21 protein-coding genes are annotated in these 21,195 nt (G+C 64.3%); 10 read left to right on the forward strand and 11 right to left on the reverse strand.

From position 1 onward, the window contains the following. Nucleotides 1–18: 18 nt before the first annotated feature. From CH249_RS01620 to CH249_RS01635, 4 genes are read right to left on the reverse strand one after another with little or no spacing between them, the layout of a single operon-like run. The gene (locus tag CH249_RS01620) at nucleotides 19–1,536 is read right to left on the reverse strand and encodes a mannitol dehydrogenase family protein (RefSeq protein ID WP_094682637.1); all 1,518 of its coding nucleotides are present in this window, start codon (nucleotides 1,534–1,536) and stop codon (nucleotides 19–21) included. Between the two features lie 4 nt (nucleotides 1,537–1,540). After that, nucleotides 1,541–2,758 (reverse strand): D-mannonate dehydratase ManD, encoded by a 1,218-nt coding sequence (gene manD / locus CH249_RS01625; RefSeq protein ID WP_094682638.1) that lies wholly within the window; start codon nucleotides 2,756–2,758, stop codon nucleotides 1,541–1,543. After that, a complete protein-coding gene (locus CH249_RS01630) occupies nucleotides 2,755–3,762 on the reverse strand; it encodes a 2-hydroxyacid dehydrogenase (RefSeq protein ID WP_094682639.1) in 1,008 nt (335 codons plus the stop codon). Before CH249_RS01630 ends, manD begins: the two co-directional genes overlap by 4 nt. After that, the gene (locus CH249_RS01635; protein WP_094682640.1) at nucleotides 3,759–4,775 is read right to left on the reverse strand and encodes a LacI family DNA-binding transcriptional regulator; all 1,017 of its coding nucleotides are present in this window, start codon (nucleotides 4,773–4,775) and stop codon (nucleotides 3,759–3,761) included. The genes CH249_RS01630 and CH249_RS01635 overlap by 4 nt, the downstream gene beginning before the upstream one ends. A 154-nt stretch (nucleotides 4,776–4,929) precedes the next feature. Here CH249_RS01635 and CH249_RS01640 point away from each other — a divergent pair, with 154 nt between their 5' ends. From CH249_RS01640 to CH249_RS01650, 3 genes are all read left to right on the forward strand, one after another. Next, nucleotides 4,930–5,859, forward strand: a complete 930-nt coding sequence (locus CH249_RS01640; protein WP_094682641.1) for an aldo/keto reductase family oxidoreductase — start codon at nucleotides 4,930–4,932, stop codon at nucleotides 5,857–5,859. Between the two features lie 193 nt (nucleotides 5,860–6,052). Continuing rightward, entirely contained in the window at nucleotides 6,053–6,415 is a 363-nt protein-coding gene (locus CH249_RS01645) for an STAS domain-containing protein (RefSeq protein ID WP_094631028.1), read from the forward strand. Between the two features lie 152 nt (nucleotides 6,416–6,567). Continuing rightward, a complete protein-coding gene (locus tag CH249_RS01650) occupies nucleotides 6,568–7,464 on the forward strand; it encodes a glucose 1-dehydrogenase (protein ID WP_094682642.1) in 897 nt (298 codons plus the stop codon). Here CH249_RS01650 and CH249_RS01655 read toward each other — a convergent pair. After that, entirely contained in the window at nucleotides 7,457–9,076 is a 1,620-nt protein-coding gene (locus CH249_RS01655) for an MFS transporter (RefSeq protein ID WP_094647479.1), read from the reverse strand. The genes CH249_RS01650 and CH249_RS01655 overlap by 8 nt on opposite strands. Nucleotides 9,077–9,173: 97 nt before the next feature. Continuing rightward, on the reverse strand, nucleotides 9,174–9,761 hold the full coding sequence (locus CH249_RS01660; RefSeq protein ID WP_256981203.1) for a TetR/AcrR family transcriptional regulator: 588 nt from the start codon (nucleotides 9,759–9,761) through the stop codon (nucleotides 9,174–9,176). A 119-nt stretch (nucleotides 9,762–9,880) separates the two neighbouring features. Here CH249_RS01660 and CH249_RS01665 point away from each other — a divergent pair, with 119 nt between their 5' ends. The 5 genes from CH249_RS01665 (at nucleotide 9,881) to CH249_RS01685 (ending at nucleotide 15,186) form a co-directional block, all read left to right on the forward strand. Then, nucleotides 9,881–11,569 (forward strand): nitroreductase family deazaflavin-dependent oxidoreductase, encoded by a 1,689-nt coding sequence (locus CH249_RS01665; protein WP_094647476.1) that lies wholly within the window; start codon nucleotides 9,881–9,883, stop codon nucleotides 11,567–11,569. 41 nt (nucleotides 11,570–11,610) lie between these two features. Then, entirely contained in the window at nucleotides 11,611–12,564 is a 954-nt protein-coding gene (locus tag CH249_RS01670) for an ABC transporter substrate-binding protein (protein WP_256988020.1), read from the forward strand. Nucleotides 12,565–12,659: 95 nt separating this feature from the next. Continuing rightward, nucleotides 12,660–13,631: an alpha/beta hydrolase gene (locus tag CH249_RS01675; protein ID WP_094647474.1), complete on the forward strand. Its 972-nt coding sequence runs from the start codon at nucleotides 12,660–12,662 to the stop codon at nucleotides 13,629–13,631. A gap of 9 nt (nucleotides 13,632–13,640) precedes the next feature. Beyond that, nucleotides 13,641–14,690 (forward strand): helix-turn-helix domain-containing protein, encoded by a 1,050-nt coding sequence (locus CH249_RS01680; RefSeq protein WP_256988021.1) that lies wholly within the window; start codon nucleotides 13,641–13,643, stop codon nucleotides 14,688–14,690. 7 nt (nucleotides 14,691–14,697) lie between these two features. Then, nucleotides 14,698–15,186 (forward strand): SRPBCC domain-containing protein, encoded by a 489-nt coding sequence (locus CH249_RS01685; protein WP_094647472.1) that lies wholly within the window; start codon nucleotides 14,698–14,700, stop codon nucleotides 15,184–15,186. Between the two features lies 1 nt (nucleotide 15,187). On the opposite strand, the gene CH249_RS01690 is transcribed toward CH249_RS01685, so the two are convergent. Continuing rightward, nucleotides 15,188–15,457 (reverse strand): Rho termination factor N-terminal domain-containing protein, encoded by a 270-nt coding sequence (locus tag CH249_RS01690; RefSeq protein WP_032394647.1) that lies wholly within the window; start codon nucleotides 15,455–15,457, stop codon nucleotides 15,188–15,190. A 115-nt stretch (nucleotides 15,458–15,572) separates the two neighbouring features. Here CH249_RS01690 and CH249_RS01695 point away from each other — a divergent pair, with 115 nt between their 5' ends. Continuing rightward, the gene (locus CH249_RS01695) at nucleotides 15,573–16,280 is read left to right on the forward strand and encodes an enoyl-CoA hydratase-related protein (RefSeq protein ID WP_045194528.1); all 708 of its coding nucleotides are present in this window, start codon (nucleotides 15,573–15,575) and stop codon (nucleotides 16,278–16,280) included. Nucleotides 16,281–16,299: 19 nt separating this feature from the next. On the opposite strand, the gene CH249_RS01700 is transcribed toward CH249_RS01695, so the two are convergent. The 4 genes from CH249_RS01700 to CH249_RS01715 form a co-directional block, all read right to left on the reverse strand. Beyond that, on the reverse strand, nucleotides 16,300–17,328 hold the full coding sequence (locus CH249_RS01700; protein ID WP_032394649.1) for an LLM class flavin-dependent oxidoreductase: 1,029 nt from the start codon (nucleotides 17,326–17,328) through the stop codon (nucleotides 16,300–16,302). A gap of 82 nt (nucleotides 17,329–17,410) precedes the next feature. Next, the gene (locus tag CH249_RS27705) at nucleotides 17,411–17,581 is read right to left on the reverse strand and encodes a hypothetical protein (protein ID WP_176459068.1); all 171 of its coding nucleotides are present in this window, start codon (nucleotides 17,579–17,581) and stop codon (nucleotides 17,411–17,413) included. Between the two features lie 341 nt (nucleotides 17,582–17,922). Beyond that, nucleotides 17,923–19,143 carry a lipase family protein gene (locus tag CH249_RS01710; RefSeq protein ID WP_143544345.1) on the reverse strand — a complete coding sequence of 407 codons (1,221 nt, stop codon included), beginning with the start codon at nucleotides 19,141–19,143 and terminating at the stop codon, nucleotides 17,923–17,925. A gap of 70 nt (nucleotides 19,144–19,213) precedes the next feature. Then, nucleotides 19,214–19,537, reverse strand: a complete 324-nt coding sequence (locus CH249_RS01715; RefSeq protein WP_218828367.1) for a putative quinol monooxygenase — start codon at nucleotides 19,535–19,537, stop codon at nucleotides 19,214–19,216. 1,072 nt (nucleotides 19,538–20,609) lie between these two features. On the opposite strand from CH249_RS01715, the gene CH249_RS01725 reads away from it, so the two are divergent. Next, nucleotides 20,610–21,110 carry a hypothetical protein gene (locus CH249_RS01725; RefSeq protein WP_094631400.1) on the forward strand — a complete coding sequence of 167 codons (501 nt, stop codon included), beginning with the start codon at nucleotides 20,610–20,612 and terminating at the stop codon, nucleotides 21,108–21,110. Nucleotides 21,111–21,195 lie beyond the last annotated feature (85 nt).

The raw sequence follows: 21,195 nt of genomic DNA on the forward strand, positions 1-21,195 counted from the left end.
AAGGAAGGAAGGAAGGAGTCAGTCGAGTGTGGTCCGGGATGCTGTGACGACAGGGCGGAGCGAAGAACTCCCCGCTTCGACGGCTGCTGCCATCGGACCATGACGGACAACAGTATTCATCAAATCCGCTGTGCGTGTGATGAATTCGGGATATTCGGCCAGTTCGACGGGAAGGATGTCGCCACGTTCGAGAACCGATCGAACGACATCTTCACTGGACGCTGCCGAGGCGGCAAGTCCTGCCAATCGCGCACGTGCTGGGTCGGCCATCGCACGTGCGTGCGGGCCGGGATCGAAACCTTCGGGAGGGCACACGCAGCAGAGATACGCGGCCAGGGTCAACGATAGATGTTGCGGTACAACGCCGTTGCGTAGGTGATACAGCACGGGGGTCGGGATTCTCTGCGCCAGCTTCGCCGAGCCGTCGGAACCGACCTGTGCCGTTCTGTGGCCCAGAGCGGAATTGGACCACCGTACGAACAGCTGAGCGATGTAGTCCTCGATGTCCACGTCGTCCGGAACGGGCACGGTGGGGAGGTATTCGTCGACGAGTACCGCTCGCGCCGCGGCCTCGACGAACGGCCGTCCGATCGAATCCGGGATGGTCGCGCGACCGTCCAGAGCGCCGAGATAAGCAATGAGAGAGTGCGTTCCGTTGAGCAGCCGCACCTTCATCAGCTCGTAGGGTTCGACGTGCCGAGCGAATACGGCACCGCCTGCCTCCCAAAGCGGACGACCTGCGACGAAGTTGTCCTCCATCACCCACATAGTGAACGGCTCGGCCGGGACGGCGATGGTGTCCACTGCACCCAATCGGGCAGTGGACTCTGCGTCGTACGACTCGCTGCTCGACGGGACGATGCGATCGACCATGGAGTTGGGGAACGTCACCGACGTCGCCAACCAATCGATCACGTCGTCGGCACCGCAGCGGGTGAGGAACTGGCGCACGAGAGCCGCCGTGCGGTCCCCGTTACCCAGCAGGTTGTCGCAGCTGGCCACCGTGATCGGAGTTCCGTGACTTCGAGCCCGCACCGACAACGCTCGCGCGAGCTGTCCCACGGTCGTCGTCGGCGTGTCCGGCCGGGCCAGATCCTGCTGCACTGCAGTCGATTCGAGATTCAGTTCACCGGTCAGGGGCGAGAACGTGTAGCCGAGCTCGGTGACGGTGATCGTGACGATCCTGACGTCCGGGTCGGCAATGGCTCGGACGACGGCCGCGGGGTCGTGCGCGGCAACCATGACTCCGGTATGCGCTCCCGGCACACTCACGCGCGAGCCGGACGGAGAGATCTCTACGACCCCGTAGAGCAGGTCCTGCGCGAGCATGGCATCCGTGATCGCCCGAGATCTGTTGGCCACACCCAGAATTCCCCAGCGTCCGCCGTCCTGCGCCAGCGCGGCCGCGGTGTACACGGCCTGGTGTGCGCGGTGGAAGTTCCCCAGTCCCAGGTGCACGATTCCGGTTCCGTCCGGCCGCGTGGGGGCGAGCCCCGAGCCGGCGAGTGCCGAACGGGACAGTCTCGCTTCACTCATCTCGTCACCAATCCGTCATGGAACCGTCGAGGCGACGCGCAACCGGTAGATACGCGGGTTCGTACGGATAGCTCGCCGCCAACGATTCGTCCATGTCCACGCCGAGGCCAGGCGCATCACCCGGGGTGAGATAGCCGTCTGCGAACGACCATGCGTGTGGGAACACTTCGTCGACCAGCGGGTCGTAGCCCATGAATTCCTGAATTCCGAAGTTGGGCGTCGCCATGCCCAGGTGCACACTCGCGGCGAGGGTGATCGGCGAGACGTCGGACGGTCCATGGGGTCCGCAGCGAACCTGGTGCACCTCGGCGAGCGAGAAGATCTTGCGCACATGACTGATGCCGCCGGCGTGCGCGATGGCGACGCGAATGAAGTCGATCAGCTTCTCGGAGATCAGCTGCTGGCAGTCCCAGATGGTATTGAACACTTCACCGATGGCGAGCGGAGTCGTGGTGTGTTGGCGCACCAGCCGCAGGGCGCTCTGGTCCTCGGCGGTGGTGACGTCCTCGAGCCAGAACAGATCGACGTCCTCGAGCGACTTGCCCAGCCGCGCAGCCTGTTGCGGAGTCAGCCGGTGGTGCGCGTCGTGCAGCAGCTTCAGGTCGGACCCGGTGTGCTCGCGCACCGCTGCCAGCACACCGGGGACATGGTTGAGGTAGGCGTCGGTATCCCACACTTCCTCGACCGGAAATGCACCGCGCCCAGCAGGTTCGTATCCCTGCGCCCCTCGGTGCACGCCGTACACCGACTCGAGCCCGGGGACTCCGGACTGAGCGCGCACGGCGCGAAAGCCCTGTGCCCGACGCCGGTCGACCGAGTCGATCAGTTCCGCGGTGTCCCATCCGGTGGCATGAGTGTACGAGAGGATGCGATCCCGGACGGCTCCACCCAGAAGTTGGAAGACCGGTTGCCCCAGCGATTTTCCCTTGATGTCCCACAGTGCGAGGTCGACTGCCCCGATCGCGGCCATCGTCACCGGTCCGCGTCGCCAGTAGACACCGCGGTAGAGGTACTGCCAGGTATCCTCGATGCGCGCCGGATCTCGGCCGATCAGCAACGGCGCGACGTGATCGCGTAGGTACGACGCCACCGCGAGTTCCCGGCCGTTCAACGTTGCGTCGCCGTAGCCCACGACGCCGTCCGCGGTGGTCACCTTGAGGGTGACGAAGTTGCGGGTGGGGCTGCAGACGATCACGTCGGCAGCGATGATCCTGTCGGTCACGAGATCACTGCCTCTGCCATGAAGTTCTTGCCGGCAACGATATTGATCAGTGGTTCGTGCGCTGCGAGTCGACCGATGTTGGCGGTGATGTCGTCGACTCGGCCTTCGAAGGTTTCGCCGGTGATGCCGGACGAGTGGGGTGTCATCAGGATGTTCGGCAACGTGTGGAACGGATGCGGCGATGGTGCACCGACACCGTCCGCCGACGGGTAGTCGTACCAGACGTCGATGGCGGCTCCCCCGAGCGAACCGGTCGACAACGCCTCGAACAGCGCATCCTGTTGGACGAGTGGTCCGCGTCCGACGTTGATCAGGACCCCCTCGGCCCCCAGGGCCGCAAGTTCCGTGGAGCCGATCATTCCGGTGGTGCGCTCGTTCAGTGGTGCGGATACCACCACGACGTCGGCCTCGGTCATCAGGTCGGAGAGGCGGTCCGTCGAGGCAGCCCAGGTCAATCCGTTCTCAGCGGCGTCGACCGAACCGCTGCCCGTGACCGCGATACCGGTGCAGCCGAATGCGCGCAGCAGTGCCCAGGACTGCGCGCCGATGTGGCCGAAGCCCACGAATCCGACGGTCGCCGAACCCAGTGAGCTGGACTGCCGAAGCGTCCGGTCGTAGACCGGCGACGCCCATCGGCCTTCCCGCAGTTGCCGGTCCTGTTCGAGGAATCGGCGGCGTAGCACAACCGCGGTGGCGGCAACGTACTCCGCGATCGACCGCTCGTGGTGAAAGGTGTTGGCCACCAGTGTCTGCGGGCTCAGGGCATCGAAGGCCACGCCGTCGGTGCCGGCTCCGGCGACGTGCACCAACCGCAGCTTGGGCGATGCTTCGGCCAGCGCGGCCGGGAACTTTCCGCCGACGTACACGGTCGCGTCGGCGACGTCGGCGGCAATCGCATCGACGTCGAAGTTCTCGTGCCACGACAGGGCGACGTCGGAGGAAATCCGATCCTCGAATCGGGCGCGATGGGGCAGCAGGTTCGAATCTGCGATGACGACCTTCACTTCGATTCGTCCTTTCCCGGAACGAGAGTGCGTGTGTGGACGGGGCCGGACGAGGCACGGACCACGAGTTGGGTGGGGAGATGGATGGTGCGCGCGGACGAATCGGGCTCGGCTGCGCGTTGGAAGACCAGGTCGGAGCTGACGAGACCGGCGCGACCCATCGGCACGCTGATGCTCGTCAGAGCAGGATGCGCCAGTTCGGCAAGAGGTGAGTCGTCGATGCCGACGACGCTGAGATCCTCGGGAACCGCCAGGCCCATCGACCGGACTCCGTTCATGACTCCGATGGCCATGGGATCGTTGTGGGTCATGACCGCGGTGGCCCCCGTCGCGACGACGCTGGCGGCGGCGGCGTGACCACCCGCAAGGGTTTCCTGCTGCCAGCCCAGCACGTCCAGCACGATTCCTCTTGCGGCACAGAACTGTTCGACGGCGTCGACACGTCGGGCGTTGGACCAGGATTGTGGCGATCCCTGGACGTACGCGAGGTGCGAGTGCCCCAGAGCTGCCAGGTAGTCCACGGCTTGCCGAATTCCGTCCTCCGAATCGGCGACGACACAATCACATTCGTCCGAGGACCGGTTGACGAGCACGAGCGGGGTGTCGCCTGCCAACTGAACGATGTCCTCTGCGGGCAGGCGCGGCGCACAGACGATCAATGCGTCGACTCGCCCCTGCAACTCCCCGATCACCTCACGCTCACGGTCGGCGCTTCCGTCGGTGTCGGTCAGGACGATGGTCTGCCTGCGATGCCAGCCCTGGGCCTGGGCAGACTTGACGAAGCTTGCGAAGACGGTGTGGCCGATGTCGGGTACCACGACCGCGACGGTGGTCGCCGCAATGCGAGTGTCCGACGATCGACCCGAGGCGGCGACGTAGCCGATGTCGTCGGCGACCGCGATGATCCGGGCGAGTGTGTCGGCACCGATACGGTCGGGATTGCTGAACGCGCGCGATGCCGTCGACAGGGATACGCCTGCTTGCTGTGCCACCTGCGTGAGCGTTGGTGCCATGGTTCACCTCGGGGGTTCGTTGTGATGCTGAGCACAACGATTGCAGATATTGCGCAAACTTGTCAATACCTTGCACAAGCCCTTCCGTGTCGACCGCGCGGCGGACTTTGACAGACTCCATGGACCGCTTCGTCGACGAGCAGGAGATTTCACGGTGCGTACATTCCCCCTCCCCCACACCGGAACAGAAGTCTCGAGCATCGTGCTGGGGTTCATGCGCATCACCGACGTGGACGACGCCCGGATCAGGAGGTTGGTGGACACTGCCCTCGATGTGGGCGTGACGGTGTTCGATCACGCGGATATCTACGGCGGTGCCCCGCACACGTGCGAGAAGCGATTCGGCGACGCGGTGACACTGACCCCGTCGCAGCGTGAGGCCATCAGCATTCAGAGCAAGGTCGGTATCCGCGACGGCTGGTTCGACTTCTCCGAAGAACACATCGTCACCACGGTCGAGGCGTCACTCGCGGCCCTCGGTGTCGATCACCTGGACACACTTCTGCTGCACCGACCGGACGCCCTCGTCGGGCCGGAGGAGGTCGCAGCAGCGTTCGATCACCTGCACGAGTCGGGCAAGGTCCTGGGCTTCGGCGTCTCCAATCACACACCCGGCCAGATCGAGTTGCTGAAAACCGCTGTGAAACAACCGATTCTCTTCGATCAAGTACAGCTGAGCATCGTGCACTCGCCGTTGATCGCGTCGGGGCTGACCGCCAACATGGGCACCGAGGATCAGTCGATCGACCGCGACAACGGTCTGCTGGACTACGCGAGAACGCGCGGCATCACCCTGCAGGCATGGTCACCGTTCCAGAGCGGGACGTCCTCCGGTGTGTTCGTGGGTGACCGCGAGAACTACCCCGAACTCAACGTGGCGCTCGACGAGATCGCCGACGTACACGGCTCCACCCCGTCGGCAGTGGCAACGGCCTGGATCACCCGGCACCCGGCCGACATCCAGGTCGTGCTCGGCACCACGAACCCCGATCGAGTCGTCGAGGCCGCCGGAGGTTCCGATCTACGCCTGACCAGGCAGGAGTGGTACCGCCTGTTCCGGACGGCAGGCCACACACTGCCCTGAACGATGCTCAGCGCCGTCACATCTGCCGTTACCTCTTCGTTACCGACTAGCTATCGATCTGTGATGACCAGTCTTCGATTCGGTGACGTTGCGCTGTCAGGATTACTGCACGGCATGCAACGGAACCTGTAGCCCTCGGGTTCCACCCAGCGCATGTCGGTCGTTAGGCCATCCGAACTGAGAGGTTCGCACCGTGACTGTCACCGACCACTTCGATTCCCGCTTCGCAACCGCCGAGACCGCCGATGCTCGCTTCTCGATCGGTATCGAGTCCTACTCGCCTCGCCTGACGGTGGTTCGTGCCGGCGGCGAACTCGATTTGACATCGCGCTCCAGCTTGGCTGGGGAACTCGACGAGGCGCTGCGCGGCGAATCGGTTGTGCTGCTGGACTTGTCGGCGGTGTCGTTCATGTACTCGGGCGCAGCGAGCGTGATCATCGACGCTGCCGCTCGCGCGGCAGACCGCCTCGAGATCTTCGCTCCGACGCGGCCCGCACGCATGGTCCTCGACGCGCTGGGTTTGGCGACGATCGTCGACGATCCTCGCGCAGCCTGACCTGTCGAGGTTTACCAGTTCGTCGTTTCGGTGACCCTGGGCTGACATGGACTCACAAAGGGCTGCGGCCGTGAGTCGTCTCCACTGAACCGAAGCGGCTCGTTCGACTTGCCGCGTGGAGCATTTCACGCACACCGAGGCAAGGATCGACAATGTCCGACCAGTTCAGCAAGTCCGACCCGACCACCGCATTTTCGATGCCCAACCGGGCCGAGCAAGGTCGCCTCGAGCACCCGGGACTGACCCGCGACATGGTCTCCACTCCCGATCACGGCGAGAATACCTACCGTGGATCGGATCGACTGCACGGTCGCAAGGCACTGATCACCGGCGGTGACTCGGGCATCGGCCGTGCTGTTGCACTTGCATTCGCACGCGAGGGTGCCGACGTGGTCATCGCACACCTCGAATCCGAAGGTCCGGACGCGCAGACCACTGTCGACCTCATCGAGGGAGCGGGGCGCGCCGGTAGAGCCATCGCCTGCGATCTCACCGACGAGTCCCAGTGCGTGCAGCTGGTCGACACCGCCTCCCAGGTCCTCGGCGGGCTCGACATCGTCGTCAACAACGCCGCTTTCCAAATGGCTCAGATGGGCGGCATCGCCGATATCACCACCGAGCAGTTCGATCGGGTACTCAAGACCAACCTGTACGCCTTGTTCTGGATCTCCAAACGCGCTGCCGAAATCATGGACGCAGGATCGACGATCATCAACACGACCTCGATTCAGGCATCGAATCCCTCTCCGGAACTGCTGGACTACGCGACGACCAAGGCAGGAATCGTGGCCTTCACCAAAGGCCTCGCCGGCGATCTTGCAGAGCGTGGCATCCGTGTCAATGCTGTCGCACCCGGACCGATCTGGACGCCGCTCATTCCCGCGACGATGCCGGCCGAGAAGTACGAGAAGTTCGGTGAGACCGTACCGCTCGGACGCCCGGGCCAGCCCGCGGAGTTGGCTCCGTCCTATGTGTTCCTGGCATCGAACGAGTCGAGCTACATCACCGGCGAGACCATCGCCGTCACCGGCGGAACGCCGTTCAACTGACCCCGTCGGCGTCCTTGGATTCACGCCACGCCAGAAGCACACCGCTCCCCTCGGGGCGTCGCCACGGCAGGAACAGCGCAACAGCGATCGCGCACGTCATGGCAGCCGCGACGGTGACAAACGACGCGAGCTGGAAGCCCTCCAACGAGGCCGCCTTCATCGCGTGGATCAGGTCGGCCTTCTGCGTCGCAAAGATCGGGTTCGTGGGTGCTTTCACGATCTCGATGACGCTGACGACGGTCTCGCGAGCGAACGCCTTCTGATACGGCTCCATGATCGCGTCGGGAATCGCATCGATCTTCGGACTCACCTGTGCGGTGTAGACCGATGCGAGGATCGACCCGAGCACGGCAACTCCGAGAGTTCCGCCGATCTCGCGGGTGGTGTCGTTCACCGCGGATCCTGCACCTGCCTCGTCGAGCGTCACCGAGGACATGATCGACTCGGTGGCAGGGCCCTGCACGATCGCCAAGCCGAGGCCCATCAGAACCATCGAGACGAGAACCGGCCCCAGATAGGGCGTTTCGACCTTCACCTGCCCTGCGATGAACATGCCGATGCTCATCACCACCAAACCGAAGACGATCACGGCCGTGGTTCCGATGCGTTGGGCGATGATCGTCGCCAGCGGCGCACCGATTGCGATGGATATCGCGAAGGGCAGCGAGTGGACACCGAACTGCAGTGGGGTCAACTGCATCACACCCTGGAAATACTGGGTGATCATGAACAGGAAGCCGAACATACTGAAGTACGCCACGGCAATTGCCAAGGCGGGCAGTGAGAATCGCCGGTTCCGAAACAGGTTCAGATCCAGCACCGGAGACGGTGTTCGCAGCTCCCACCAGACGAATGCGACGATGGCAGCCGATCCTGCCAGGTAGGCTCCGATGCTCGTAGCAGACAACCAACCGTTGTGTGGCGCTTCGATGATCGCCCAGACCAACACCGTGATGCCCGCCAACGACAGCGCGATGCCCAGAGGATCGTACTTACCGACGTGCTCTGCTTTCGACTCCGGCACGCAAGCCAGCGCAGCCACCAGAACGAGCAGTGCCACAGGGACATTGATCCAGAACACCGAGTGCCACGAGAAATGCTCGAGCAGGAATCCGCCCGCCGTCGGGCCGATGGCGATGGCGAACCCGGCCATGGCAGTCCAGGCCGCGATGGCCAGCGCTCGCTCCTTGGCGTCGGTGAAGATGTTGATGATCAGGGCAAGGGTCGCCGGAAACACCGCGGCCGCACACACACCCATAGCTGCTCGGGCCGCGATCACCTGTCCGAGATCGGCGGCCACGGCACCGCCCACCGACATCACCGCGATACCTGTCAGTCCGAAAATCATGACCTTCTTGCGGCCGTAGCGATCGCCGAGGTGCCCGAACGCCAACAGCAATCCAGCGAACGTCAAGGTGTAGGCGTCGACCACCCACTGCAATCCGCTCATCTCGGCACGCAGCTGCAGCCCCATCGAGGGCAGGGCGACGTTGACGACGGTGTTGTCCAGCACGACGAGCAGCTCGGCCGCGCAGATGACGATCAGCGCGAGGTATCGCCGACGAAATTGCGGCACATCCGCCAGATGACGGGAGGTGGTGGGAGACGACATCTGATTTCCTTCCACTATGACGATCGGCATAGTTATTGAAGGAAAGTTAGCTGTAACTGTCAGTTATAGCAATACCGGCCGCCCATCCTGACCGACGTCAGCGGCCGGCCGACGCCTCCAGTACCGCCTCCAGCAGGGCCGACAGCTCCCCCTCGGTCCGATCCAACGCCGCCGTGGAGCGCTGCGCCTTGGCCATGATCAGCGCACCTTCGATGGCGGCGATCGCGAATGTCGCCAACGAGTACGATCGCTCGCGAGTCAATCCGCGCTGCCACAGCGACGCCGCGATCACGTCCTCCCAGGACGAGAAGGACTCACCTGCCGCGGCCACCGCCTGCGGCGCATGCAACCCGTCGAGCGCAGCAGGCGCGACAGGACAGCCCGCCACGAAGTCCGTGGCCAGCAGTTCGCCGCGGAATCCGTCCAGAATCGCCCGCACGGTCGCAGACGGACCGGCCGAAGCCAGGCCGGCCGAGATCATGGCGCTCATCGCGGCGCCCGCAGTACGGGTCGCCTCTTCCACCAACTGAGGTTTGCCGCCCGGAAAGTGGTGATAGATCGAGCCGCGCGGTGCGCCCGCGTGATCGATGACGTCCGCCAGCGAGGTCGCCTCCACACCGCGTCGACGAAACAGGTGTGCGGCGCTGCGCAACATGTCGTCCCGAGCACTGCTTCGATTCGCCATCCCAACCCCTCCCGAGGACGCCACAATGATTGACGTGACGACTCGTTACATCTACAGTCCCTCTGTAGCTATGTTGTCCATCATAGCTGGAGCCGCAGTCCAGGAACCGGAGCAACGCCATGTCCCCTGACACCGACGTGATCGACCTGAGCAGCCCGCTCACCCTCGCCTGCGGGCAGATCCTGCCGAATCGCGTGATGAAGGCAGCTCTCAGCGAAGGACTGTCCACCGCCGAGCACGGCCCGGACTCGCGCCTCGAAACGCTGTACCGCCGGTGGGGTGCCGGCGGCTACGGCCTGGTGGTGACCGGCAACGTGATGGTCGACCGGTCCCATCTCGGCGAACCGGGCAATGTCGTCATCGAAGACGACCGCGACCGCGATGCGCTGGCCCGCTGGGCGAAAGCGACGTCCGACGGCGGTGCACCCATCTGGATGCAGCTCAATCACCCCGGTCGACAGGCCAATCCGCTCGTCACCCGCACCAAGCCCGTTGCGCCATCTGCCATCGCACCCAACATTCCGGGGATTCCGGCACCTCGGGCGTTGAGCGAGAACGAGATCCACGACATCATCGGTCGATTCGCCACCGCGGCGGCTGTGGCCGAGACGGCCGGCTTCGACGGCGTCCAGATCCACGGGGCGCACGGCTACCTGGTGTCGCAGTTCCTGTCGCCACTGTCCAATCGACGCGACGACGCCTGGGGCGGCGACCTCGACGGACGGATGCGATTCGTGCTCGAAGTCGTCCGCGCAATCAGAGCGGCGGTGTCGCCGAGTTTCGCAGTGGGAATCAAGCTGAATTCGGCGGACTTCCAACGCGGCGGGTTCAGCGAGGAAGAATCACGCATCACCGTCGAGCATCTCGTTCGGGAATCCATAGATCTCATCGAAATCAGCGGTGGCAGTTACGAATCACCGGCGATGATGGGCACCGCGAGCACCCGCGATCGCGAGGCGTACTTCCTGGAGTACGCGCGGACGGTGCGAGACGCGGCCGCAAGCGTGCCACTGGCGGTCACCGGCGGCTTCCGTACCCGCTCGGTGATGAATGCGGCAGTGCAATCGGGTGAGTGCGACATGGTGGGCCTCGGCCGTCCGACCGCCCTCACCCCTGCCGTCGCGAACTCTCTGGTCGACGGCACTCTCGACCGGGTCGAATCGCCGCGCGTGGCTCTGCGCGTCCCGTCGAAATCCAGTGCGTTCAAGCAGATCAACGGCGCTCTCGATCTGCAGTGGCACACCGACCAGTTACAGCTCATCGGTGCTGGGCGGCAACCGAATTCGAGCCGTCCGGCATGGAAGACTGCGGCTACGATGATGCAGCGCAACGGCTGGGACGCGTTCCGCAATCGCCGGGGCTCCGCTCGGGTCGAGACATCTGCTGCCGCGACGAAGTTTCGCCGCGAGCGCTGGATCGGCAAGCACATCGCGAATCCGGTCGTCAACGGACTCACGTCGATCGGCGTCCGAACCTCCCTGGTCACCGATATCGAGACCGTCGGCCGCAAGTCCGGCCTGCGCAGGCAGGTACCGGTGTCGGCAGTGTTCGACGAGACCGGAGCCTGGCTGATCTCCCAGCACGGAACCCGATCCGGTTGGGGAGCCAACATCACCGACGAACCCAGAATCAGAATTCGTGTGGGCAGCCGATGGCGTACCGGCACAGCAACGTTCGTTCCCGACGACGACGTCGCGCTCCGAGCGCGATCCTTCTCGAACAATCCGGTGCTCGGACGCCTCATCGGCGCGGGCTTCCGAGCGCTCCAGACCGACCCGGTGTCGGTGCGAGTCGAGTACGACGATTGACCGACTCTTCACCATCGACTTAGGTTTGGTTTACTTAATTTGTGAAGACACTCCCCCGCTTGCACGTCGTCCTCGGCGCGGTCCTTGTTGCATCCCTGCTCTCGTCCTGCGGTGTCGACACCGAACCGGCGACGTCGGACTCGGCGACCCATTCGGTCACCACGCAGTTCGGCACCGTCGAGGTACCGGATCGAATCGAGTCGGTCGTCGTGATCGACGGACGACGCGACCTGGACATCGCCCTGGCGTTCGACCTACCCATCGTCGGGATGCCGGTGGAAACCGAGGCTCCACCTGAAATTCCCGGCCCGCTGACCGAGCCCACCAGGATGCTGCTCGCAGACGGAGTGCCCGAGCTGTATCCGCGAAACACCGTCGACCTCGAGGCCGTCGCACGCGTCGATCCCGACCTGATCATCGGCCGCGACGAGGTGATCGAAGAAATCTACGACCAGTTGAGTGCTATCGCGCCGGTGTTGCCGGTGGGCTCCACCGGAACCGGAGTCAGCTGGCAGCAGGACGTGGCAACGATCGGCGCGGCACTGAATCTGCAGGCCCGAGCCCGAGCAGTTGTCGACGAATACACTACTCGCGTAGACGAACTCACGACGCAGTACGCCGATGCCATCGCCGACACCACCGTCCTGCCGATCAGTACATCGGAGGAAGGAGGGATCTCGATAGGACGTGACCGGGTGACGTCGATCGCGCTCGAGGATGTGGGAGCCCGCTTCGGCTCCGCGTGGAGCGCAGCCGCTCCGGAGATCGAGTACGGACCTGAGAACGTCACCGCCGCATCCGACGCAGTGGCAATGATTGCCGCCATCACGTCCGAAGAGGACTTGCAGGCAATGAACGCCAACCCGCTCTGGACCGGATTACCGGCTGTTCGCGGCGACCGCATCGTCCGGACGGACAAGTTCACCAACGACGGGGGTCCGCTGACCGCGCTGTGGACCCTCGGCTTGGTCGAGAGGCTCTACACCCCGAGTTGATCGACGGCGGGCGTCCGACACCCGTCGGACGGCACCGCTTGCACTTCCTCCATACGACAAGTGACACAGGACACAATTGTGCCGACTATGGGTTCATGACCAATTTCCCCACTCTCGACCCCGAACTCGCCGCTGCCGTCACGATGCTTCCGAGTGTCGATTTCGGCGACCTTCCCGCAGCACGATCGACCTTCACCGCACTTGTCGACGCCATGCTCGCCGACCTGTCCATGGACGGAGTTTCCCTGCGCGAGCTCGCCGTCCCTGGACTCGACGGTGCACCGGACGTCGTCGTTCGATTCTTCACACCGGAGCACGTCGACGGACCGTTGCCCGTGCTGGTGTGGATCCACGGCGGCGGATTCGCCATCGGGACAGCCGCGTCCAGCGATCCCTACTGCGTGGACGTCGTCCGTGAACTCGGTTTCGCAGTAGCCAACGTCGAGTACCGGCTCGCCCCCGAGACGCCGTTCCCCGGGCCGCTCGACGACTGCTACGCGGCGCTGGCGTACATCCACTCTCATGCGGACGAACTGGGCGTGGACCCGGACAGAATCGCGGTGGGCGGTCAGAGCGCCGGTGGCGGCCTGGCGGCAGGAACGGTGCTGCGGGCTCGAGACGAGGGCGTGGTGCCGGTGGCGTTCCAATTGCTCGAGATTCCCGAACTCGACGACCGACTGCACACCGTGTCGATGACGGAATTCGTCGACACACCGATGTGGCACCGGCCCAACGCGATTCTGTCGTGGCAGTACTACCTGGGCGAGTCGTACAGCGGACCGGACGACCCGAACGTCTCGATCTACGCCGCTCCCGCTCGTGCCACCGATCTGGCCGGACTCCCACCGACGTACGTCTCGACCATGGAGCTCGATCCGCTTCGTGACGAGGGCATCGACTACGCGGTCCGGTTGCTGCAGGCAGGCGTGAGCGTCGAATTGCATTCGTTCCCCGGCACTTTCCACGGATCCGCGCTACTGGCGACAGCAGAGGTGAGCAAGCGCGGACATGCGGAAGCGTTGGACGCCCTGCGTAGGGGCTTGCGCCTTCGCGTACCCGCCTCGTAGCGTCGCTTCATGCAAGGACTGATGTACCGGCTCGCGGAGCTCGATGCCGACTCCGCGGGTCTGGTGCGCGTGATCGACTATTTCGACGCACTGATCAGACATGGCGCCGACACCACCGCGATGCTCCGCGCCAGCGCTGCTCTCGCCGATTGCGTGGTCGGAATCGACGTCGTCGGCACGTCCGGCGGACACCGCCAGCGTGCGCGGTGCGATCCGAAGGGCCGCTGGCTGACTCAGGCCGCGGGCGAGCGGTCGGCAGCCAAAGACGTTGTCGTCGACGACGTCGTGATGGGCTCGGTGTGGATCGAGCGCGCAGGACCCGCGCTCGCTCTCGACGACATGCTCGTCGATCGAATGGCCCTGACCGCAGCCGTCATTCTGGTACCACGGCACAGTCCGTCCGCTGCCGAACACACCCGTTCGGTGTTGTTCCCTGTGGACGACATCGCACTGCTGAGCTCGCTGACCGCCTTGCACATCGAACCGACCGACCGAGTGAGAGTGGCCATGTCAGCCGCGGACTCCCCGCCGGGACCTGCCTCGCCGACGGCCGGTCGGTCGGTACCGATCACGGTCGACGACCACGTCCTCTACCTCCTGACGAACGAACCGTCCGCACCGCCGGTCGGCTGCTCCCATCTGGGTGTCTCCCTTGCCCTGCGCGCCGACGATATCCATCGACACCTCGGGAATGCTCGATTCGCCCTGGCGCAGGCAAGTGAGTACCGACCCGTCGTGATCGCCGATCGGCTCGGTGCGCTGAACCTGCTGGACAGGGGAAGTTCGTTGACACTCAACGACGTTCCCGACCTCGTGCGCGCGAACGAACTGCGCGCCACGCCTCACGGCCGGGAGTTGCTCGGCACGCTTCGCGCGTACCTGGGATCCGGAAGCCTTCGGGCGACAGCAGACCGAACGCACCTGCACCACAGCAGCGTGGCGCACCGACTTGCGAAGGTCTCCGAAGCAGTGGGGTACCCGGTCGATTCGATCGAACACCGTGCCCGCGCGACCGCAATGATGATGGTGCTCGACGGCAGCGACACCGCAGTCGCATAATCAGTCGATGGAACCGACGCCCACGGGCACGCTGCGCAGCACCGACACCGGCTTCGCTCTCGAGCTGACCAGGACCATCGCCGCTCCGCGCGAGGACGTGTGGGCCAGCATCACCGAATCGTCGCGAACGGCAAGGTGGTTCGGGCCGTGGGAGCGCATCTCGGAGAACACCGTTCGCGTCACGATGCGGTTCGAGGAGGGCGAGCCTGCATCGGACATGGCGATCGAAGCGTGCGAGCCGCCCGGCCGGCTGGCCGTGCGAACGCTCGACGTGATGCAGTGGCCGCTCGAGGTTCGCCTCGACGACAGGGACGGCTCGACGGTCGTCGTTCTGGTGCACAGTTGCGAGAGCACGGACGGTCTGGGCGACATCGGTCCCGGCTGGGAGTACTACCTGGATATGCTCGTCGCATCCAGGGACGACGCCCCGCTGCCGAGTTTCGACGACTACTACCCGTCGCTGCAGGAGTACTACGCGTCGCTTCGCCCGCAGTGAATCAGTGACTGCGTAGCGCGTCGATGAGCTCTTCCTTGTTCAGCTTCGAGTAGCCCTCGAGACCCAATTCCCTGGCTCGGTCGGTCAATTCGTCGACCGTCCAGTCCTCGTAGGATCCGGATTCTCCGCCCTTCTTGCCGACCTGGTCTCGCCCCTTCTTCGCTGCGGCATTCGAGATGCGGGCGGCTTTCTCCTTCGAGTTTCCGTCCTCGCGCAATTTCTCGTAGAGATCCTGGTCCTTGAGCTGTGGTTGATCGTCGTTGGTCGGCATACCGGCCCTCCGTTCCGTCGATAGTGCTCGTACAGCTACCCGCTTCGCCCCCGGGCAAACACGGACGCTTCCCTCGTTGTGAGCTAGAACAACAGAAAATGGGTACGTTCGGGATATGCCATACCTGGAACGATTCGACGACGTATTCGTGCTGAACCTCGGCAGTCGAGGTGTGGACGATACCGAGAACCGCATCAGCCCGAACTGGGTTGCCGAGATCAACGCGCTTTTGGACGAAATCGAGACCGGAACGGGTCCTGCTGCGCTGGTCACGACGGCGACGGGAAAGTTCTTCTCCACGGGAGTCGATCTGTCCTGGGGTGCCGAGAACCTCGACCAGATCAACCGATTCATCGGGACGGTGCAGGAGATGTTGGTGCGCTTCCTGACATTTCCGATGCAAACCGTCGCGGCAATGCAGGGACACACCTACGGTGGTGCCGCGTTCTTCGTGATGGCGCACGACTACCGGATCATGCGATCCGATCGCGGATTTCTCTGCTTCCCCGGCGTGAACATCGGTGCGACGTACAGCCCGGGAACCGTCGACATGGTGCGTGCCAGGTTGGCTCCACATGCGTTCCACGAGGCTCTGACGACCGGCCGCCGGTACGGCGGTGGCGACGCCATGGCGCTCGGCCTGGTCGACGCGGTCTCGACGCAGGAGCGGGTGCGCGAGGACGCCATCGCGCGCGCAGCCGAGTTGGCCGGCACCCGCGGTGACGTCCTGGGCGAGATCAAACGCACCATGTACTCGGCCGAGATCCGTTCTCTTCTGACGCCTGTCGCAGGCGTCGACGAAATGGAATGGGCCTCGAACTGACCGAGCCGCCAGCGCAGCGCTAACTACCTGCAACCAGAGGAGCGACCTCGGTGCCGAGGAGTTCGATCCCGCGCAACAGGTCACTGTGCGCCAGTCGCGGATTGGTCATCTGCAACGACAGCCGGTCCACACCTCCCAGTTGATCGCTCACTCTCAGGATCTTGTCGGCCACCGTCTTCGGATCTCCCATGAAGAACGCACCGTTGGGACCGGAGGTGGCATCGAACTGCTGCCGGCTGGGCCGAGCGAATCCACGTTCCCGAGAGATCTTGGTGAACATCTCGTTCCAGCCGGGGTAGATGGTGTCGGCTGCGGCCGTCGTGGTCTCGGCGACGAAGCCGAACACGTGCAGGCCCACCTTCAGCTGCTCCGGCGGGTGGCCCGCCTGCGCTCCGGCGCGACGGTACAGATCGACGAGCGGGGCGAACTGTCGAGGTTCTCCGCCGATGATGGCAATCATCAGAGGGAGCCCGAGAAGCCCTGCGCGAGCGAAGGATTCAGGCGTTCCACCGACGCCGACCCAGATCGGCAACGGATCCTGCAGCGGACGCGGGTAGATACCCTGGCGGGTCAGCGCCGGGCGGTGCCGACCGGACCAGGTGACCTCGACGTTGTCGCGGATCTGCAGCAGGAGGTCGAGCTTCTCGGCGAAGAGCGAGTCGTAATCGGCCAGGTCGAGGCCGAACAGCGGGAACGATTCGGTGAAGGATCCACGTCCCACGACCAGGTCGATCCGGCCCTTGGAGATCAGATCCAGGGTGGCGAACTCCTGGAACACCCGTACCGGATCGTCTGCGCTGAGCACCTTGACTGCGCTACCGAGTCGGATGTTCTCGGTGCGCGCGGCTGCCGCGGCAAGAATGATCGACGGAGCCGAATCGTAGTACTCGCTGCGGTGATGCTCGCCGATGCCGAACGAGTAGAGCCCGACCTGATCCGCGAGGGCGATCTCTTCCAGCAGGTGACCCATTCGCTCCTCGGGAGCGATCACCCGGCCGTCGGTCGGATCGGTCACGGAAGAGACGAAGCTGTCTACGCCCAGATGCATGGTGGGACCTTTCGATTCGGGTTGGTCGACTCCATCAGCATCGGTGAAGATTCAATTATTCCGATCTGGGTCGAGCCGGCGACTACTCACCCCATCGCTTCAGCTCGTCCGCCGCGTAGTACATCTGCTGGGAAGCGCCGAAGCGAACGAGCAACTGTTGCTTGTCCTCGTAGAACCAGACCACGGTTCCGTACATACCTGCCATGGGCCCGATCAGCGGTGTGACTCCGTCGCCTACCTCGAATCCGTCCATCCCTGCACCGTACCGACCGAGGGTGCCGAAATCGGACACCCACCGTTCGGCTTATCGCTGTCCGCGCTTGCGTGCGCGCCGTTCCTCCAGCTTTCGCTTGCCGTAGCCCCATGTGATGCGGCCGAGACCCTCGAAGAGTCGGCTGGAGAGACTTCTGCGGTTGCTCATGGTGTGGCCTCGTTTCCAATGGTGATCATGTTCTGTCGGTCCGCTATCTGATGCAGCAGGCTTTCCGGTACGCCCTGCACCTGGTAGCTGTCGAAAGTGAGTCGAATCGAACGCGAGCAAGCGCACATCGGTCACGGGTGATCTACGTCACTTACCACCTGTTGCGCGTCGCATCACGCCCGCGCGACAAGTCGATCGATCCACCCGATCACCTCGGGGTAGGCAGCGACGTTCGTGGCCGTGTGGTCGAACTCCGGCACGAGCTCGGTTCCGAAATCGAACTCGCGGACGGTGATGTCCACGGCACCCGCGGCGCGCCAACGCTGCGCGAGCAGTCGGCTCTGCTCGATCTCGACGGACGCGTCGTGGACGCCGTGCACGATCATCACGGGCGCGACGGGCGCGGTGAACCCGACGGTGTTCGCCACGGTCAGTGGCCCCAGCACGGGCCCGGTCATCAGTTCTCCCAGGGACGAGCCGTCAGCAGTCAGATCCTCGGATCGCAGCGGTCCGTACGCGAGCGCGTCGGTGGTACAGAAGTCCTGTGCCGCATCGAGAGCCGCACGTCCGCGATCGTTGAAGAGGGCGCGGATCCGGTCGGCGAGGTCGGGGTGTGCGCCGATCAGACCGTCGATCGTGTACAGCATCGTCGCGGCCCATGCGGAGCCGTCCTGGCCTTCGACGCGCACCACCGGATCGGTCGGAGCGGCACCGACGAAGGCCCCGACCACGGACAACTCGGGCGCGTAGGTGGATGCGAGCTCTGCGGCGGCGGCCGATGCGACGCCGCCCGCCGAGTATCCGTAGAGCACGACGGGCGCGCCGGTCTCATGTGCTGCGGCCCGTGCCGCGTCCAGCAGTGCACGGGCACCGGCGACCCGGCCCAGGAACTCGTACTCACCCGGGGTTCCGAGCCCTTGGTAGTCCGTCGTGACCACCTGGTACCCCTGCGCCAGCAGTGGGAGCAGTGCCGGCATCGTGGTTGTCAGTCCCTGCTGGGTCGACCCCGAGCAACGATCGGCAACCCCGTAACTTCCTGGCGCATAGGCGATCACGGGCCGGGGTCCGGCACCGTCCCACGCCCGAGTCGGTGTCACCAGAAGCCCCGACACCGCCACCGCACGATCGCGGGGATCGGCCGATCGATACAGAATGCGTTCGGTGCGTGCTCCCAGGAGGTCGAGCTGCGGCACTGGTTCTCGGCGCACGATGGACCCGGGTGCATACGCCTCCAGGCCGACGACGGGCGCTCCGTAGAAATCGGCAGCGACGGGAGCCGCCGAGACGGGTGCAGCCGACATGACGAGCGCCCCGGCAAGGGCGAACGAAGCGAAGGTGACCCGTGGGAGTTTCATCTCGCGAGCAAGTATGCGGCGCTGCGCACCAATCCGCATTCGCTGCTCCGCCGCAACAAGTGCGGTGGCCGCGTGCACGGATCGCCATCACGATCATGGCGCTACTTACCTACTTGATCCACGTCGGGACGAGGCTGCGCACCTGTGGTGCGCCGGCCAACAGCGGTGCCACTTCACGTTCGTACGCCCGGTAGGCGGGTTGCTGGAGAAACGAGAGCGCGTCTTCGGCGGTGCGGTAGTGCTGGAAGGCTGTGATGCCATCGGGATCGTCGACGTCGAGACCGTAGTAGTAGGCGAGATGTCCGGGGTTGTCGAGGACGGCCGGTGCCATGTGCTTTTCCCAGAGGGCTCGGACGGCGTCGCGTTGGTTCGGCAGGGTCTTGTGAGAGACGATGACGGTGACACCGGACAGGACGGCGGTTTCGGCTGCCATGGAGAGCTTCCTTTCGACTGACCATCAGTTGCGGTTCACGGCGATCATGCAGCATGGGTCGGACAATCGACGATGGTGCGGATCCGTGACGGACTGGGCACGCTACTGGCAGCCGCAGGACGAAGAAAATATTCGGTTCGCCATACCGGAAACTGTTGCCGTACTGCGCCCGAGTGCATCTGCGATGCGGGTAGCCGCAGCCGACTGCGACATGTGCAAGGTACCCGTTCGACCAGTCTCGTCAGCACTCCTCGTCTGCGTGGCAAGGACATTCGACAGCCCCACCCGGGATTGTCTTCGCCGCGCTCGACTTCACTTCATCGTGCGCAAGAGGTCCACATCCCCGCTTGATCAGGACAGACGCGGAGCTCCATGTGGATTGTCTGAAAACGTCAAGATGAGACCGTGTGGTATGCGATTGTTCGAGGATTACATGTTCATTCCTGCCCAGTACGAGGGCTGGATCGGAAGCGGATACGTCTCGACGATAGTGTGCGCGGCGTCGCCATCGGAAGCCATCCAGGCGCTTCAGGCCGACGACCGTGACCGTGTCACGGCATCGGGCGTCAAGGGTGTTCAATATGGTTGCCGTACTGGCGCACCCACAGAATCCCAGCGAGGGAGACCACGTGGCACTCAACAATCGCTTCGACAAGTCGTTGTGACGCACCGAGTCAGTCTGTCAGCCCAGTGGGTCCGCGCCCGACGTCGCGGGCGCACCCCCAGCCTGCCTCATTCCTCGCGAACTCGGAACAATACGACCGAACTTGATATGCAGCGTTACCTGTAAGCCCTGCATATACTGCGCCACAGCATCTTTCGCGCTGTCACCGTGCAACCAAGCTCCAGTTCATGCAGTACTCGAAAGCCATCCGAAGAACGAATTCTTCTGCCGCCGTGGCCACCCGGTAGGGAGAATCGACTGCATGCTCCCGCCTTTCTGGTGTCATCGGCGAGCGTCTCGATTCGGTTCGTCGCGGGATTGGGTTTATGGCAAAGACACGCTTGGACACCAATCCCCGTGACAGCATCGAACCGATCAGTCTTGATCGCCCATAGCAAGGAGCCCCTGATGAATTTCGCCGCCCGCCGCCTGGCTGCCGCCGCTGCCGTATCCGGCGCGACCGCCCTTGCCCTGATTGCCAACCCCGCCCTGGCTGGAGCCGTCGTTTTCGCAGGCAACGCCGAGGTGACAGCCGAAGGCAATGTCATCACCGTCCAGTTCGCCAACGTCAAGTCCGACGGAGTCCTCTTCGGCTGCGAAGTCTGGGTAACCGACGACCCCGCGACCACGGTGATCGTCGACCAGCAATTCGTGCCGGTTGTGGGCGGATCCTTTGCCCCGGCCGTGGGCGGGACGGCTACCTACACCACGACACTGCCCGACGGTGACTACCTTGTCGCCGCTCTCTGCAGAGACTCCGATACCGGTCTTACTCTGACCCCCGATATCCCGCCTATCGCTTCATTCAACCTCGGTGACGGCGTACCGGTCACCCTGGTCACGCCCCCGCCTCCCGGCGGCGGGTTCTTCGGCAGCGTGGAGATGGGGAACCTGTTCGGCAGCTCGTAGCCGCCCACACCCTCATCACCCCACCCCACCCGGAGACCGACACGGACGTGGGTGTCGGGTGGGGACGGTGGCTGATTGCCCACGA

Origin of the sequence: Rhodococcus sp. 05-2255-3B1, from assembly GCF_002258545.1 — a bacterium.
Lineage (GTDB): Bacteria > Actinomycetota > Actinomycetes > Mycobacteriales > Mycobacteriaceae > Rhodococcoides.

Excerpts from the sequence above, each read along its gene's own strand:
- CH249_RS01685 (WP_094647472.1), top strand. The coding sequence starts at position 14,698 with ATGGAACCGACGCCCACGGGCACGCTGCGCAGCACCGACACCGGCTTC.
- CH249_RS01690 (WP_032394647.1), bottom strand. The coding sequence starts at position 15,457 with ATGCCGACCAACGACGATCAACCACAGCTCAAGGACCAGGATCTCTAC.
- CH249_RS01675 (WP_094647474.1), top strand. The coding sequence starts at position 12,660 with ATGACCAATTTCCCCACTCTCGACCCCGAACTCGCCGCTGCCGTCACG.
- CH249_RS01635 (WP_094682640.1), bottom strand. The coding sequence starts at position 4,775 with ATGGCACCAACGCTCACGCAGGTGGCACAGCAAGCAGGCGTATCCCTG.
- CH249_RS01725 (WP_094631400.1), top strand. The coding sequence starts at position 20,610 with ATGAATTTCGCCGCCCGCCGCCTGGCTGCCGCCGCTGCCGTATCCGGC.
- CH249_RS01680 (WP_256988021.1), top strand. The coding sequence starts at position 13,641 with ATGCAAGGACTGATGTACCGGCTCGCGGAGCTCGATGCCGACTCCGCG.
- CH249_RS01695 (WP_045194528.1), top strand. The coding sequence starts at position 15,573 with ATGCCATACCTGGAACGATTCGACGACGTATTCGTGCTGAACCTCGGC.
- CH249_RS01655 (WP_094647479.1), bottom strand. The coding sequence starts at position 9,076 with ATGTCGTCTCCCACCACCTCCCGTCATCTGGCGGATGTGCCGCAATTT.
- CH249_RS27705 (WP_176459068.1), bottom strand. The coding sequence starts at position 17,581 with ATGGACGGATTCGAGGTAGGCGACGGAGTCACACCGCTGATCGGGCCC.
- CH249_RS01665 (WP_094647476.1), top strand. The coding sequence starts at position 9,881 with ATGTCCCCTGACACCGACGTGATCGACCTGAGCAGCCCGCTCACCCTC.
- CH249_RS01700 (WP_032394649.1), bottom strand. The coding sequence starts at position 17,328 with ATGCATCTGGGCGTAGACAGCTTCGTCTCTTCCGTGACCGATCCGACC.
- CH249_RS01710 (WP_143544345.1), bottom strand. The coding sequence starts at position 19,143 with ATGCGGATTGGTGCGCAGCGCCGCATACTTGCTCGCGAGATGAAACTC.
- CH249_RS01620 (WP_094682637.1), bottom strand. The coding sequence starts at position 1,536 with ATGAGTGAAGCGAGACTGTCCCGTTCGGCACTCGCCGGCTCGGGGCTC.
- CH249_RS01650 (WP_094682642.1), top strand. The coding sequence starts at position 6,568 with ATGTCCGACCAGTTCAGCAAGTCCGACCCGACCACCGCATTTTCGATG.
- CH249_RS01660 (WP_256981203.1), bottom strand. The coding sequence starts at position 9,761 with ATGGCGAATCGAAGCAGTGCTCGGGACGACATGTTGCGCAGCGCCGCA.
- CH249_RS01715 (WP_218828367.1), bottom strand. The coding sequence starts at position 19,537 with ATGGCAGCCGAAACCGCCGTCCTGTCCGGTGTCACCGTCATCGTCTCT.